Consider the following 14,661-nt stretch of genomic DNA (forward strand, 5'->3'; position numbering starts at 1 on the left):
GGGCCGCAAGGTCAAGCGCAGTATCGATCGACATGAAATGAAAATGGAGGAGTCGACATGTTCCAAGCGAGGCGTTCCTCAACGGGACGGAATAAGATTCAGATGCTTATCGGTGCGGTTATAGTAACGGTATCGGTGCTCGGAGCGGCCGGATGCAGCGCCGGCGAGGCCGGCCATACCGGGACGGGCAAGCCGGAGGCGGCCGAGCGGCTGATGCCGAATGGGGATCTGCGGCAAACGACAGCGTCCGCCGACCAGCTTCCGCCTTTTATGGACGATAAGAGCGAGGAGATGCAATTGATATACAAGCTGGCTGCCGCCAACCATGAGCTGCTGACCTCGATGCCTTGCTATTGCGGCTGCGGAGAATCGGCAGGACATCAGAGCAATCTGAACTGCTTCGTCGCGGAGATCGAAGAAGACGGCACCGTCGTATGGGACGATCACGGCACCCGCTGCGGCGTATGCCTCAATATCGCGGTAGAGGCTTCCAAGCTGAAGAGCGAAGGAATGAGCGACATCGATATCCGCAACGCCATCGACGACAAATACAAAGAAGGATATGCCGAGCCTACGCCTACCCCGATGCCATCCGTATAAGCAGGCTGCGCCGATTCGCGTGCGGTCAATTTCCTTGAAACGCCATGTTTAAATTGAGCCGCTTTGTCATATCCTACAGGCAACAGCTTGCCAACATATGAGGATATGTTCATTCCCGTCCGGAGCCGGATACACAGGGGATGGACTAAAGGACAAAGGAGAGACAATGATGGAATATTTCCTGGGAAAAGATCTGGATCCTGAAGTGCTCGAGCATGTATCGCAAACCTTCAAAGCACTGGGGGATCCGACGCGGATACGGATATTGTCCATGCTGGCCAAGGAAGAATGCGCAGTGAATCAGCTTGCGGAGACGCTGCAGCTGTCCCAGTCAGCGGTATCCCACCAGTTGAAGACGCTGCGGGCCTACCGGTTTGTCCGTTACCGGCGGGAAGGACAAAATATTTTATACATTTGCGACGATGACTATATCATCGGATTGTTGAATGAAGCGGTCCGGTATGCTTCCAAATTATAAAAAAGCCCCGTTTCCGAGCAAAACGGGTGATAGGACGCCGTAGAGGCGGAATATACTTAATGTCAACCGGGCGCACGGCAAGGGGATGCCATTTCATCGGTTTTTCGGGCCGTGCCGCCATTTGACGGTTATGTACTTTCTTATATAATGTTCTTAATGCAATTATTTTCAGATGATGGGGAGGTGTACCTGTCTATTCCGATGACGGGGAGACAGGGAAAGTTTGGGTGATCCGTTACCGATAGGCTTAGGCATTTTTTTGGTTCCATTTCTTGTATTTCTGAACGGTTTTTTTGTCGCTGCCGAATTCGCCATGGTGAAGGTGCGCGGCAGCCGGATTGATACGCTGGTGCAGGAAGGCAATGCGAAGGCGCGGTTCGCGCGGCATGTGACCGAGCATCTGGATGCGTATTTATCCGCTTGCCAGTTAGGCATTACGCTGGCTTCTCTCGGCCTGGGCTGGATCGGGGAGAAGACGGTAGCGCAGCTGCTCAGAGAGCCGCTGGCGGCCCTCGGCCTCGGCGAGGTCGTATTGCGCAGCGTATCGACCGTAATTGCGTTCATCATCATTACGGTGCTTCATATCGTGCTGGGCGAGCTCGCGCCAAAATCTTTGGCCATTCGCAAAGCCGAGGCGATTACGTTGTTGACGGCGGCGCCGCTCCGTTACTTTTACAAGATTATGTATCCGTTCATCTGGCTATTGAACGGAACTGCGAACCTTCTGCTGAAGTTATTCGGTATTCAGCCTGCTTCCGAGCATGAGTCGGCTCATACGGAAGAAGAAATACGTATTTTGATGAAGGAAAGCTACAAGAGCGGTCTGATTGACAATACCGAGCTTGCCTTGGTCGATAACATTTTTGACTTCACAGAAACGCATGCGCGCGATATTATGATTCCGCGCACGGATATGGTCTGCCTTTATGCGCAGAATTCATTCGAAGAGAATAAAGAGAAAGCAATCACGGAAATGCATACACGCTATCCGGTGTGCGACGAGGACAAGGACAATATTATCGGCTTTGTCCATATCAAGGATTTGGTGAAGGCGCCGCCGGGGATTGAAGATATACGCCAAGTGATGAGACCGATGATGAGCGTGCCGGAATTGATCTCCATCAGCGCGCTGATGAAGATGATGCAGAAGAACAAGGTGCAAATTGCCTTGCTCATCGATGAATTCGGCGGAACGGCAGGTCTGGTCACCTTGGAAGATATTATGGAGGAGATCGTCGGCGAGATTCAGGATGAATTCGACGAGGAACGGCCGCAGATCGAGAAGCGGGACGAGTCGAACTATTCGATTGACGGCCGCCTTCTGATCGAGGAAGTGAACTCCTATTTCGGCACGGATATCGTATCGGATGATTACGATACCATCGGTGGCTGGATCTACGCCCAGGTGGAAGTGCCGCCGCGGATAGGCCAGACCATCGCCGTCGAGTCTCACTTCGAGTTCATTGTGGAGGAGACCGATCATCTTCGCATCGCGCGGCTGCATGTCCGCAAGCTCGATGCGCCGGCCCACGACGAGATCGATTCTTCGGCCTCGACAACCGTATAGAACAAACGAATCCCCCCTTGCTGCCAGAGCGAGGGGGGATTGGTGTATTCCGGGCTTCCGGTGCGTAGCCCGCTTGCGGTTAGTACTTCAGCTTATGGACGGCGTCGATCGTTCCTCCGCCCAGGCAGACCTCGCCGTCATAGAACACGACGGCTTGTCCCGGCGTAACTGCCTTCTGGTGCGCCCCGAACGTCACTTCATAGGTCCCGTCGCCGATTCGCTCGATCGTGACCTCCTGATCCGGCTGCCGGTAACGGAACTTGGCCGTGCAATGCAGCTTGTCCGGCGCCTCGCCCGCGATCCAGCTCACGCCGGTCGCCCGAAGCCCGGTCGAATACAGGCTGGGATGGTCGCCCTGGACGACATACAAAATATTGCGGGCGACATCCTTCTCTGCCACGAACCAAGGCTCGCCCGTGCCTGAACCGCCGATGCCGAGGCCTTGGCGCTGTCCGAGCGTATAGTACATCAAGCCGTCATGACGGCCCTTGAGTTCTCCGCTGCGGATATCGATCATATCCCCGGGCTGGGCCGGCAAGTACTGGCTCAAAAACTCCTTGAAATTGCGTTCGCCGATGAAGCAGACGCCGGTGCTGTCCTTTTTCTTCGCAGTAGCGAGTCCGGCTTCTTCCGCAATCCGGCGCACTTCCGGCTTCGGCAGATGGCCGATCGGGAACATGGCGCGCGCGAGCTGCTCCTGATTCAAGGCATTCAGGAAATAGGTCTGATCTTTGTTGCGGTCGATGCCGCGAAGGAGCTTGGCCTGGCCGTCCTCCCGCACGACGCGGGCATAATGGCCCGTGGCCACGTAATCGGCGCCGAGATCGAGCGCTTTTTGCAGGAACTCTCCGAACTTGATCTCCCGGTTGCACATAACGTCCGGGTTCGGGGTCCGTCCGCGCCGGTACTCCTCCAGGAAGTAGGCGAAGACTTTATCGTAATATTGGCGCTCGAAGTTGACCGTATAATAAGGGATGCCGATCTGCTCGCAGACCCGGCGCACGTCTTCGGCATCGTCCTCGGCGGTGCAATGTCCGAATTCGTCGGTATCATCCCAGTTTTTCATAAAAATGCCGATTACATCGTACCCCTGCTGCTTGAGCAGCAAGGCCGTTACGGAGGAATCGACGCCCCCCGACATGCCGACGACGACACGGGTATGGGCATTCGCAGTTGTCATGATATCACCGTCTTTGCTGCGGGCCGGCCGGTCCAGGCGCGTGGAGCCGCTGCCTGGCCGTGACCCGTCGATTTATAGTATCACTCTATTGTAACATACCGGCTGAATGAGATGGGGAAAATAACGATCAACAAGCTCTTCATGTTCCTAGTATGGGCTGCTTTGCCGCGAAACTTTCGCGTTGACTCACCGCTAGTCCTTTATCTTTCCGAAAGAATAGATTTCAAGCTCCCGAATCCGCTGCACAATATTGTCCATGTCAGGCTCAGACGTTTCGGGAGCGTCTTCATACAGCAGCTCAGCGATCTGTGCCTGCAGCTGTTGAATGATTATGTTGTAGGTCTCGTAATCCTTAATAATCAGGTCTAAATATTCGTTGACCTGATCTTCATCATACCCTCGAAACGTGCGATCAAATTCTTGGTTATGGATTTCGAGCGGAGTGAACCGGACTCCGAGTTCCGTCGGCCTTGAGGTCGCTAATTTTTCATTTATCATAGAGCACTCTACCTTTCCTCTACCGTTCTGCACTTTATGTTCTGAACTTCATGCTCTGCACTTTATCGTCGAATGTTCCATTATCTACATTATAATCGAAATTGGGCCCGGGAGCCGAAAATGAAATGAGCGTCTGCTCATATTCTACAATATCCCCCTAATTCTCCAATGAACTTTATGCGAAAGTTCTTCATAAAATTCGAATAGCCTGTCAGATTATTGTCCATAACGGAGATAGTTATGTTACGATATACGGGGTGCCTTAATCGGAATACATTGAATTGGACAGGAACAACCAATAAATGAGGTGTAACAATGAAAATATCAACGAAGGGCCGTTACGGGCTGACGATTATGATGGAGCTGGCCAGGAGCTACGGCGAAGGCCCGACTTCCTTGAAGAGCATCGCGGAGAAGAACAATCTCTCCGAGCATTATCTTGAACAATTGATTGCGCCGCTTCGCAACGCGGGCTTGGTCAAGAGCATACGGGGCGCGTACGGCGGATATATATTGCCGGAGAGCCCGGAGCAGGTCACGGCGGGCGAAATTATCCGCGTGCTGGAAGGCCCGATCTCTCCGGTCGACTTCACGGAAGAGGACGATCCGGCCAAGCGCGATCTGTGGCTTCGCATTCGCGACAGCATCGCCCAGGTGCTCGATTCGACAACGCTTGCGGATCTGATTTCGTACAAGGATGAGAACGTGCAGGAAAGCTATATGTTCTATATTTGACGATCGCGAGGGAACCGAAATGGAACGAATTTATTTCGATCATGCCGCGACGACGCCGCTTCACCCGGAGGCGGCGGAAGCGATGATCGCCGTCATGCGGGACGTGTACGGCAATGCCTCCAGCGTTCACGCCGCCGGCCGCGAAGCGACAGCGGCCTTGACCCGGGCGCGGGACGGCATCGCGGAGCGGCTGGGCTGCCGGCCGCAGGAGCTCGTCTTTACAAGCGGCGGGACGGAGAGCGACAATGCAGCCCTGTTCGGCGTTGTCCATACCGCCTGGCGGAAGCATGGACGGGAACGTCCGCCTCATGTCGTGACGACGGAAGTGGAGCATCATGCGGTGCTCCACGCTTGCCGTTATTTGGAGCAATTCGGAGTGGAAGTGACATACGTCGCGCCGGACGAGACGGGCCTCGTCGCGCCAGATCGCATTCAGGAGGCACTCCGGCCGAATACTTGCCTGGTGAGCGTAATGACGGGCAACAACGAAGTGGGCACGCTTCAGCCGATTCGCGAGATCGGCCAGCTGGTGCGCGAGCAGGGGATTGTAATGCATACCGACGCCGTTCAGGCGTTGGGACTGCTGCCGTTCCAACTGAAGGATTGGCCGGTCGACATGGCCAGCTTCTCCGCCCACAAGATCAATGGGCCGAAGGGAGTCGGCTGCTTATATATCCGTCAAGGGACCGATTGGGAGCCGATGCTGCACGGGGGCAATCAGGAGCGGAAGCGCCGGGCCGGTACGGAGAATGTGGCCGGCATCGCGGGCTTCGCGGCCGCGCTTCGCGTCGCAGAGGACGAGCGGGAGGATAAGGTGCGCCAGACGAAGCGAGTCAGGGCTGAGTTGTGGTCGAAGCTGGTTGACGGGCTGGGAGATCGGGTTGCGTACAATGGGCATCCAGAGCAGCATCTGCCTCACATCCTGAATGTGAGCGTGCTGGACGTTCCGACAGAGACGCTGCTGATGAATCTTGATCTCGCGGGCATCATGGCAGCCAGCGGCTCCGCCTGCACTTCCGGTTCCCTGGAAGTGTCTCATGTGCTCGAAGCGATGAAGCTGTCCGAGCTTCGCACGAGCACCGCCGTTAGATTCAGCTTCGGATTGGGCAATACTATAGAGCAAGCCGATATTGTGTCGCAACAAATTGCAACCATCGCCAATCGCGTCCGTAGTAGAAATTAAGGAGTCCGCTAGACATCATCGAGGGGCGGGACCCGCGGCGAATGGAGCGCTATCGGCGGAGCGGCGCGCCTGTGCGGCGCAGCCGTATGTGCCATGAACCGAAGGAGGGCCCCTGAATGAAGTTGCTGGAGCTGATCGGTCTGCCCGTGTTCGATATCGGTACGGGTAAGCAAGTGTCCAAAGTGAAAGATATCTGCATCACTCCCGATTGGAAGATTACCCATCTTCAGCTTGTCAGCCGCGTTCGCAAGCAGGACATGCTGATACGGTGGGAGGATGTGACCGCATGCGGGGATGACGCGGTCATGATTACGAGCGGCGAAGCCGTGCAGATGAAGGACAGCGCCTCGCTGGAACGGGCATTTCTGTCGGGAGAGGCGGCATTGAAGGGATTGCCGGTCATGACTTCGGAAGGCTCCCAGCTCGGATGGGTCGCCGACGTTTATTTTCAGCCCAATATGGGTAACCAGATAACAGGCCTGGAAATTTCAGACGGCCTGCTTGCGGACCTTCTGGAAGGAAGACGGCAGATTGAAGGAATGAGCCGCTTGACATGGGGCACCGATGTAATCGTCGTGGAAGAGAGCGGAGGCGCAAGTGCACAATCAAATTAGTCTAATGGACGGAATGGTGAAGAACGATGATGCGATGCCCGAATTGCAATTCCAAAGATATCGGGAAAATTGGCGCCCACCAGTTTTATTGCTGGGGATGCTTTATCGAGTTGACCGTTAACGGCGATAAAATGTCGGTGTTCCAGGTGGAGGAAGACGGAACGTTGAGCTCGCTCGACGATTTATTTTTTGGCGATGAGTTTATGACACCACCCTATCCGGAAGCCCATGCTTCTTCATAACGGAATGAACACAAAGTGGAATAAAGCGAACAAAAGCGTTCATGCTGCCCCCGAGGCGGTGCATGGGCGCTTTTTGCCGTTCCGGCGGCTGCCCGGCTGTGACCGATCTCATATTGCAACCTTTCGCATTTGTAGATAATACATATTGTGTCTTTTTTAAAATACTAATACTACATATAGTGTTTCAGGGTGTTAGATTATCAATAGAAACGATAGGAAAGGGTGGAGTAGCGATGACGATCATGCCGCGATTGCGCGATGGGAACGTTGCCGAAGAGAGTGCGGGAGGTGCCGGACCGATGCCTTGGGCATCATGGGGGAGCGCCCGGAAGGGGGATGGCGGGACGCTGCGGGACAATCATCCGCTGACGGCATCGCTGCACGAGATTGTGCGGGACAGCGATTCGGATCTGATGCGCGAGAATGCGAATGTGGACGGCCGATCACCGATGGGCATCATGAGCAAGATGGCCAGCGAATGCTCGCGTTGGTATGCGATGAACTATTTGCTCGCCCCGGAAGCGCGGGAAGCGGTGGAGGATAATCTGCTTTACCCTCACGATCTTGATTTCTACGCGTACGGAACGACGACCTGCTGTCAAATCCCGCTCGGACAGCTGCTGAAGCGGGGCTTCAATACCGGCCACGGTCATATGCGGGAGCCGCAGGATATCAAGAGCGCGCTCGCTCTCGCCTCGATCATTTTGCAGGCGAATCAGAACCAGCAGCATGGCGGCCAGGCCTATCCCGCCTTCGATTACGATCTTGCCCCGTATGTAGGCAAGACGTTCCGGCGCCACCTGGCCTATCTGGAATCGCTGCCGCTGCAGCCGGAGCTCGACCGGGAGCAGGAAGCATGGCGCTTGACCGAGCGCGACGTATACCAAGCATGCGAAGCCTTCGTACATAATGCCAACTCGATGCATTCGCGCGGGGGAGGGCAGGTTCCGTTCATCTCGATCAATTATGGCACCGACACGTCGCGTGAAGGGCGCATGCTGGTCAGACAGCTGCTGCTGGCGACGAGGGCGGGCTTGGGCAAGGGAGAGACGCCGATCTTCCCGATCCAGATTTTCAAAGTAAAAACAGGCGTCAACTTCGCGGAGCAAGACCCGAACCGCGATCTGTACGAGCTGGCGCTGGCGACGACGGCGGAGCGGCTGTTCCCGAACTTCGCCTTCCTCGATGCGTCTTTCAACAAGGAGCATGACGACGGGACGCCGGAGAGCGAGGTCTGTTACATGGGCTGCCGCACTCGGGTCATGGCCAATGTGAACGGCCCCTCGACGCCGCAGGGACGCGGCAATCTGTCCTTCACCTCGCTGAATCTGGTGCGGATCGCGCTGCTGGCCCGCACGAAGGAAGCTTTTTTCAGCCTGCTGGACGATATGCTGGCCATTGCCGTGAGACAGTTGGCCGCGCGCTATGAATATCAAGGGGGAAAGCGCGCCCGCGATTTTGCCTTCCTGATGCAGCAGGGCGTCTGGCGCGGCAGCGAGCGGCTTCAGCCGGAGGACGAGCTGCGTGACGTATTGAAGCAGGGCACGCTCAGCGTCGGCTTCATCGGGCTGGCCGAGGCGCTTGTCGCCCTGACCGGCTCCCATCACGGTCAATCCGAGGAGGCGCGCCAGCTCGGTCTTGACATTGTCGGCCATATGCGCCGCCGGATGGACGAAGCTGTGGCTTCCACCGGGATGAACTATTCGCTTATCGCGACCCCGGCAGAAGGGCTGTCCGGCAAATTCACGAAGCGCGATCGGGATGATTTCGGCCGCATTCCGGGAATTACCGATCGCGATTATTATACGAATTCATTTCATGTTCCGGTCTATTATCCGATCAAGGCGTATGACAAAATCCGCATCGAAGGGCCGTACCATGCCTTGTGCAACGCCGGCCATATTACCTATGTCGAGCTGGATGGCAGTGCCAAAGCGAATCCGCAAGCGCTCGATCGGATTGTGCGCGCCATGGCAGAGCACGGGATCGGCTACGGATCGATGAACCATCCGGTCGATCGCTGCCGCCGCTGCGGCCATCAGGACACGATCGAGGAGGCATGCCCCGTATGCGGCGGCACCGATGATGACATTGAGCGCATTCGCCGCATTACCGGTTATCTGGTCGGCGATATGAGCAAATGGAACTCGGCCAAGCGGACAGAGGAGACCGAGCGGGTGAAGCATCAATGAGCTTGCGGGTGATGTCGATTGTGCATGATAGCGTCGTGGACGGCGAAGGGCTAAGGACGGTCGTGTTCGTCAGCGGCTGTCCCCATCGCTGCCCGGGATGCCATAATCGAAGCTCCTGGCGCAGCGACGGCGGCACGCTGATGAGCGTCGAGGCGGTGGCGGATGATGTGCTCTCCAATCCGCTAACCGATCTCACCATGTCGGGCGGGGAGCCCTTCCTCCAGGCCCGGGGGCTGGCCAAGCTGGCCCGCATCGTGAAGGACGCAGGCCGGACAGTCTGGTGCTACACCGGATATACGGTGGAGGAGCTGCTGCAGGACGGAACCCGGGATCAGCGGGATCTGCTGCGGCTGACGGATGTGCTCGTGGACGGGCGTTTCCTGATCGATCGCCGCCGTCCCGGCCTTCGCTTCCGCGGCAGCGACAATCAGCGCATCTGGAAGATGAGGAACGGCCAGCCGGACGAGTTAATTTTCACTTAGCTACACATACTTTACTGTATGATGCTCGTCCGAACGGAGTGTGGAATACAGTGGAGCGTTTTTGGAAAAACAAGTTGTTCGTCTATGGCGTATATGTGCTGCTCGCTTTGTTCATCTTGTATTACTTGTACTTGTTGAAGCCGCTTCTCGGCAATGTATACGGGATAGTAAAGTCGGTGGTTGCCCCGTTCCTCATCGCGATGATTATCGCTTATGTGCTCAATCCGGTCGTCAATATGCTGTCCGAGCGCAAAGTTCCCCGGCCGATCGCGGTGCTGCTCATTTATGCGGTATTCATCGCCTGCGTTACCGTGCTGCTCATCAATATGATTCCGATGATTATGAAGCAGCTGGAGGAATTGAACGAGCAGATGCCTCACTTGAATGCGAAGGCGGCGGAGCTGATGGACGGGCTCAGCGAGTCGTCTCTGATGCCGACGTCCGTCCGGAGCAGTCTGAACGATTGGATTTACGGGATGGAGCAGCGGGTGGGCAAGGTGATCACGGAATTTATGAACAACCTCGGCGATATGCTCAACGTCCTAATGATGGCGCTTATCGTTCCTTTTTTGATTTTCTATATTTTGAAAGACTTCAATGTGTTCGAACGAACCGTTATCGCCTATGTTCCGAAGACGCACCGCAAGCATATGGTGATGATGCTCAAAGAAATCGATAACGCGCTCGGCAGCTATATCCGGGGGCAAGTCCTCGTCTGCGCCATTATCGGGGTGCTGGCTTATGTCGGCTACTGGCTGATCGGATTGCCATATCCGCTGCTGCTGGCGCTGTTCGTGGCCATTTTCAACGTCATTCCGTATCTCGGGCCGTATTTCGGAGCGGCTCCCGCTCTGATCGTCGCTTCGACCATGTCATTGAAGATGATGATTTTCGTCATTACCGTCAATACGATCTGTCAAATTCTCGAAGGGAACATAATTTCGCCCCAGGTGGTCGGCCGGACGCTGCATATGCATCCGCTCTCGATTATTTTTGCTCTGCTCGTCGGAGAACAGCTCGCCGGCATCATCGGAATGATTCTGGCCGTGCCGGTGTTTGCGGCGCTGAAAGTCGTCTTGTCTCATGTGTTCACGTATTACGTGCGTCGCAAAACGGTGTGACCGAAGTCGGGATGACTATAGCAGCAATAGAGGAGAAACGCTGGAAATGAACAAGCTCCAGCCGAACTTTTGACCCCCTACCTAAGATGTGATTTGTTAACGCCTCTCGCTGGCGAACAACAAATGGTGCCCCGCTTGCGTTAAAGAAAGTGGGTGCGGCGAAGGAGCACCGCCGTACGGCACATCCGCAAGGATACATCGGTCGGTTCGACCAAAGGAGGGGTTCACACGTGAAAAGAGCATTGGCCGTCTTACTCACGGCGGCAATGGCGATGGAGCTGTCCATCAGCACGGCCTTGGCGCAGTCACCCGACGAAGTTGCTCGCGCAGACCAAGCCTGGCACATCATTACCGTTGATTCCGTCACGCCGCGTTCCGGCTCGGAGGACATCGAGATTCAACCGCAGCTGAGCATGGTGTTCGGCGAGGCGGTAAGCAAGAGCAAAGGACATATTACGATCAAAAAGCGAAGCGGCGAGACCATGGAGACGATTGCGGTAGATAGCGATCAAGTCCGGCTCGACGACAAGCGGACCAAGGCGGTCATTACGCCTTCGGTCAAGCTGGATTATCGCACAACGTATACGGTGCAGGTCGACTACGGCACCTTCACGAGCGGGAAGGGGGAATTCCTTGGCATTTACGATCCGACGGTCTGGTCGTTCACGACGAAGGCGGAGCAGGGCATTCCGATGCTGGAGCAGCTGGCGCCCGCCCGTGGACAGAAGGATGTGCGCGTCGATGCGAATCTGGCGCTCACGTTCAATGAACCGGTCTGGAGATCGGAAGGCAGTATCCTCATTAAAACCGCCAAAGACGGCAAGGTGTATGAAGCGATCTCCGCTTCATCGAACCGGATCAGCGGAGATGGCACAAGGTCGATTACGATTGATCCGGTGCTGGATCTGAAGCCCGATACGGAATATATCGTGGAAATTACGGCAGGTGCCTTGCGCAATGGCAGCAAACAGGCCTATCCCGGGCTGCAGGGGGACAACGCCTGGCGGTTCGCGACGGGCAAGCAGGATGTCACGGCGCCGGTTCTCCTGTCGGCTTCGATGCAGAATGCCGATACGATCCGGCTGACCTACAACGAGGCGCTTGACCCCGCATCGATACCGCCGGCATCCCGCTTCTCCGTCACGGTCAACGGAGATTCGCGGAGCATTGCGAATGTGGCGGTAGCGGGAAGCGCCGTCGACGTGAAGCTGAAGAATGGCATCGCCTACGGTCAAGTCGTGCGTATCAGCTATACGCCGGGCAAGGACCGGAATATTCAGGACGCTGCCGGCAATGCCGCAGCCGCGCTTGACCGGACGCCGGTCAGCGATACCACGGATGCCACGCTGCCGAAGCTGCAGCAGGTGACGGCCAAGGGGACGCAGATCGTCTTCGAATTCAACAAAGACCTTGATGCGGTATCGTCCAAGGCCGCAGATCAGTTCACCGTCTGGGTGGACGGCAAGACAAGAGCCATTACCCGCATCTCCCAGGATGGGCGCAAGGTGACGCTCTCGCTGCTTCACCTCATTACGAACGGCCAGGTCGTGAAGATGCGCTATGCGCCTGACCGGTACCCGCTGCAGGACCGGGCCGGCAATCCAGTGCCTGCGATAAGCGAGCAGTATGTGCGCAATCTGAATGATACGAAGCCGCCGGTGCTGGAGGCGGCCGAAGTGAACGGCAGTGTGCTGCGGCTGGTGTATAACGAAGGTCTGAAGGCGGATCAGGTGCCGCATCGGAGCCATTATTCGGTGCTGGTGAACCGGACGGCACGCTATGTCCAGGCCGTTCAGATCCGCGGGAATGTCGTGGAGCTGGCGCTCGATTCCAGCGTCTCCGACCATGACGAGGTGACCGTGTCCTATGCGCCGGCCGATCCCCGTCTGACGGATTTGTCCGGCAATGCGGCTGCCGCCTTCACGCTGGCGAAGGTCGCGAACAAGACGGACAATGAGGCGCCGGTGCTGCGTAGCGCTTCGGTCAAGGGCGCCTCAGTGACGCTGACCTTCTCGGAGAAGCTGCGGGAATCGCCGGCCCCGGCGCCATCCCAGTTCTCCGTTCAGGCGGACGGTGCCGGCGTGCGGGTGAAGAGCGCCTCCGTCAAGGACGACAAGGTGACGCTGGCGCTCGACGAGAGCGTGAACCCGTACAGCACCGTGACCGTCTCCTATGCGCCGGGCACGAATCCGCTGCGGGATCTGACCGGCAATGCGGTCTCATCGTTCGCCAACGCAGCGGCCGCGAACGAGACGGACGGTTCGGTGCGTCCCGGCGACATCCAGCCTGCTTCGCATGACTGGTTCCTGGACAGCGGATGGTTTGTGCTGTCCAGCTCGGCGGCGGATACGGCCTCCGATCGCTCGCGTTATGGCCAGTCCGTCAAGCGGTATACGCTGCCGGCAAGCAAGTTGAAGTCCTCATTCGAATATGTCATCAAAAACGGCACACGCAACTATCTGGCGTTCGATGTGCCGGTCTCCGAACGCGCGGCGATGGTGGCCGTTCCGCTGTCAGCACTGAAGGAAGTGTACAATAAAGCGAGCGATGCCGTCTTCTCGATCCGGTACGGCGACATCCTGTACTCGGTGCCGCTTCGCGAGCTCGACTTCGGCCGGCTGGAGCGCGACTGGGGCGGCAGCGCGGCCTATCTGCTCCTGCAGGCTGAGAAGCCGACAGGGGCGGACGCGAATGCGCTGACGAGCTATCTTCAGGCGACAGGAGCGAACATCCGCGTGCAGCCGGTCGACTTCTACGCTTCCACCTACGCCGGTTCGGCCAGCCCGCGGGCGCTTGAAGCGCAGCTGGAGTACAAGGTGCGCACGACCGGCTATGTCGATAGCGGGAACGCTTCGGCTGTCCGCTACGATGCCGCTCTGGCGAAGGCGGGCTTCGTGCCGACGGTGATGAAGCAGGAAGCCGGATTAACGGTGTTCAGCTTCCGGTTCAAAGGCAATCAAGCGGTCGCCATGATGGACCGCAGCAAGGACTTCCAAGATATTCGAAGCCATTGGGCGCGGGAAGCGATCCGCGAGCTGGCTTCCAAGTATATTATTGAAGGCGTCAGCTCCACCGCCTTCGCGCCGAACGCGAACATTACACGCGCGCAGTTCGCGACGCTGCTCGCCCGCTCGCTCGGGCTGCAGGGCGATCCAAGCGCCGCCGCCGGGTACCGCGACGTGAGCACGTCCGGCAAGCTGGCGCCTTATATCGGCGCCGCGACGAAGGCCGGCATTATCGGTGGCTTCGAGGATCGGACCTTCCGGCCGAACGAGTCGATCAACCGCGAGCAGATGGCCGTCATGCTGGTGCGCGCCATGGATTACACCGGCTATGCCGTCACCGCCGACCCGGGGGCCTTGAACAAGTTCAAGGATCGCAACAAGATCGGGCGCTATGCCGTGACCGGGGTCGGCAAGGCGGTGACGAGCGGCATCGTGCAGGGCATGACGTCGACCACCTTCGATCCGAAGGGAACGGCGACTCGGGCGCAAGCGGCCGCGATGCTGAAGCGGATGCTGCAGCAGATTAACTATTTGGGATAGTTGGGTGAGGCCCATTGCGCATGGCATATGGCGTTCATGGGCGGCCGGAAGGCCCCCTGCCGAGGAGAGAAGGCCTCGGCGGGGGCTCTTTTTGTAAGGGGGAGCGATGGCGGGAGTGAATGAATCAGCTCCGGGCACATTCGGGCACAGATGTGAAGCATCGCTCCCGAAGTCGCGCTGGTGATTTCCAGTCTCAAATGCACATCGTGGCACACCCGATTGAA

General features: G+C 57.2%; 13 protein-coding genes. 11 read left to right on the forward strand and 2 right to left on the reverse strand.

Annotated features, from left to right (window positions below; all coding sequences use genetic code 11):
• Window positions 1-57: 57 nt before the first annotated feature.
• From NNL35_RS10925 to NNL35_RS10935, 3 genes are all read left to right on the forward strand, one after another.
• Window positions 58-600: a PCYCGC domain-containing protein gene (locus NNL35_RS10925; RefSeq protein WP_254553354.1), complete on the forward strand. Its 543-nt coding sequence runs from the start codon at window positions 58-60 to the stop codon at window positions 598-600.
• A 169-nt stretch (window positions 601-769) separates the two neighbouring features.
• Entirely contained in the window at window positions 770-1,078 is a 309-nt protein-coding gene (locus NNL35_RS10930; protein ID WP_006679667.1) for an ArsR/SmtB family transcription factor, read from the forward strand.
• A 223-nt stretch (window positions 1,079-1,301) separates the two neighbouring features.
• Window positions 1,302-2,645 (forward strand): hemolysin family protein, encoded by a 1,344-nt coding sequence (locus tag NNL35_RS10935; protein WP_254553355.1) that lies wholly within the window; start codon window positions 1,302-1,304, stop codon window positions 2,643-2,645.
• 79 nt (window positions 2,646-2,724) lie between these two features.
• Here the strand turns inward: NNL35_RS10935 and mnmA are convergent, their stop codons facing one another.
• Together mnmA and NNL35_RS30370 are read right to left on the reverse strand one after the other, a co-directional pair.
• The gene (gene mnmA / locus NNL35_RS10940) at window positions 2,725-3,825 is read right to left on the reverse strand and encodes a tRNA 2-thiouridine(34) synthase MnmA (RefSeq protein WP_006679669.1); all 1,101 of its coding nucleotides are present in this window, start codon (window positions 3,823-3,825) and stop codon (window positions 2,725-2,727) included.
• Between the two features lie 192 nt (window positions 3,826-4,017).
• Window positions 4,018-4,323, reverse strand: coding sequence for a DivIVA domain-containing protein (locus NNL35_RS30370; RefSeq protein ID WP_276540129.1), 306 nt, complete (start codon window positions 4,321-4,323; stop codon window positions 4,018-4,020).
• Window positions 4,324-4,638: 315 nt separating this feature from the next.
• On the opposite strand from NNL35_RS30370, the gene cymR reads away from it, so the two are divergent.
• From cymR to NNL35_RS10985, 8 genes are all read left to right on the forward strand, one after another.
• Complete coding sequence (gene cymR / locus NNL35_RS10950) at window positions 4,639-5,058, forward strand: cysteine metabolism transcriptional regulator CymR (RefSeq protein WP_006679671.1); 420 nt, start codon at window positions 4,639-4,641, stop codon at window positions 5,056-5,058.
• Between the two features lie 19 nt (window positions 5,059-5,077).
• Window positions 5,078-6,241, forward strand: a complete 1,164-nt coding sequence (locus tag NNL35_RS10955; protein ID WP_254553356.1) for a cysteine desulfurase family protein — start codon at window positions 5,078-5,080, stop codon at window positions 6,239-6,241.
• A 116-nt stretch (window positions 6,242-6,357) separates the two neighbouring features.
• Entirely contained in the window at window positions 6,358-6,855 is a 498-nt protein-coding gene (locus NNL35_RS10960; RefSeq protein WP_111155257.1) for a PRC-barrel domain-containing protein, read from the forward strand.
• A 26-nt stretch (window positions 6,856-6,881) separates the two neighbouring features.
• Complete coding sequence (locus NNL35_RS10965; protein ID WP_006679674.1) at window positions 6,882-7,097, forward strand: hypothetical protein; 216 nt, start codon at window positions 6,882-6,884, stop codon at window positions 7,095-7,097.
• Between the two features lie 233 nt (window positions 7,098-7,330).
• Window positions 7,331-9,289: an anaerobic ribonucleoside triphosphate reductase gene (locus NNL35_RS10970; protein WP_254553357.1), complete on the forward strand. Its 1,959-nt coding sequence runs from the start codon at window positions 7,331-7,333 to the stop codon at window positions 9,287-9,289.
• Window positions 9,286-9,771 carry an anaerobic ribonucleoside-triphosphate reductase activating protein gene (gene nrdG, locus NNL35_RS10975; RefSeq protein ID WP_254553358.1) on the forward strand — a complete coding sequence of 162 codons (486 nt, stop codon included), beginning with the start codon at window positions 9,286-9,288 and terminating at the stop codon, window positions 9,769-9,771. Before NNL35_RS10970 ends, nrdG begins: the two co-directional genes overlap by 4 nt.
• Before the next feature lie 50 nt (window positions 9,772-9,821).
• Window positions 9,822-10,892: an AI-2E family transporter gene (locus NNL35_RS10980; RefSeq protein ID WP_006679677.1), complete on the forward strand. Its 1,071-nt coding sequence runs from the start codon at window positions 9,822-9,824 to the stop codon at window positions 10,890-10,892.
• Window positions 10,893-11,122: 230 nt separating this feature from the next.
• Window positions 11,123-14,437, forward strand: coding sequence for a SwmB domain-containing protein (locus NNL35_RS10985; protein ID WP_254553359.1), 3,315 nt, complete (start codon window positions 11,123-11,125; stop codon window positions 14,435-14,437).
• The last annotated feature ends 224 nt before the right edge of the window (window positions 14,438-14,661 follow it).

The organism is Paenibacillus dendritiformis, from assembly GCF_945605565.1.
GTDB classification, from domain to species: Bacteria; Bacillota; Bacilli; order Paenibacillales; family Paenibacillaceae; genus Paenibacillus_B; species Paenibacillus_B dendritiformis_A.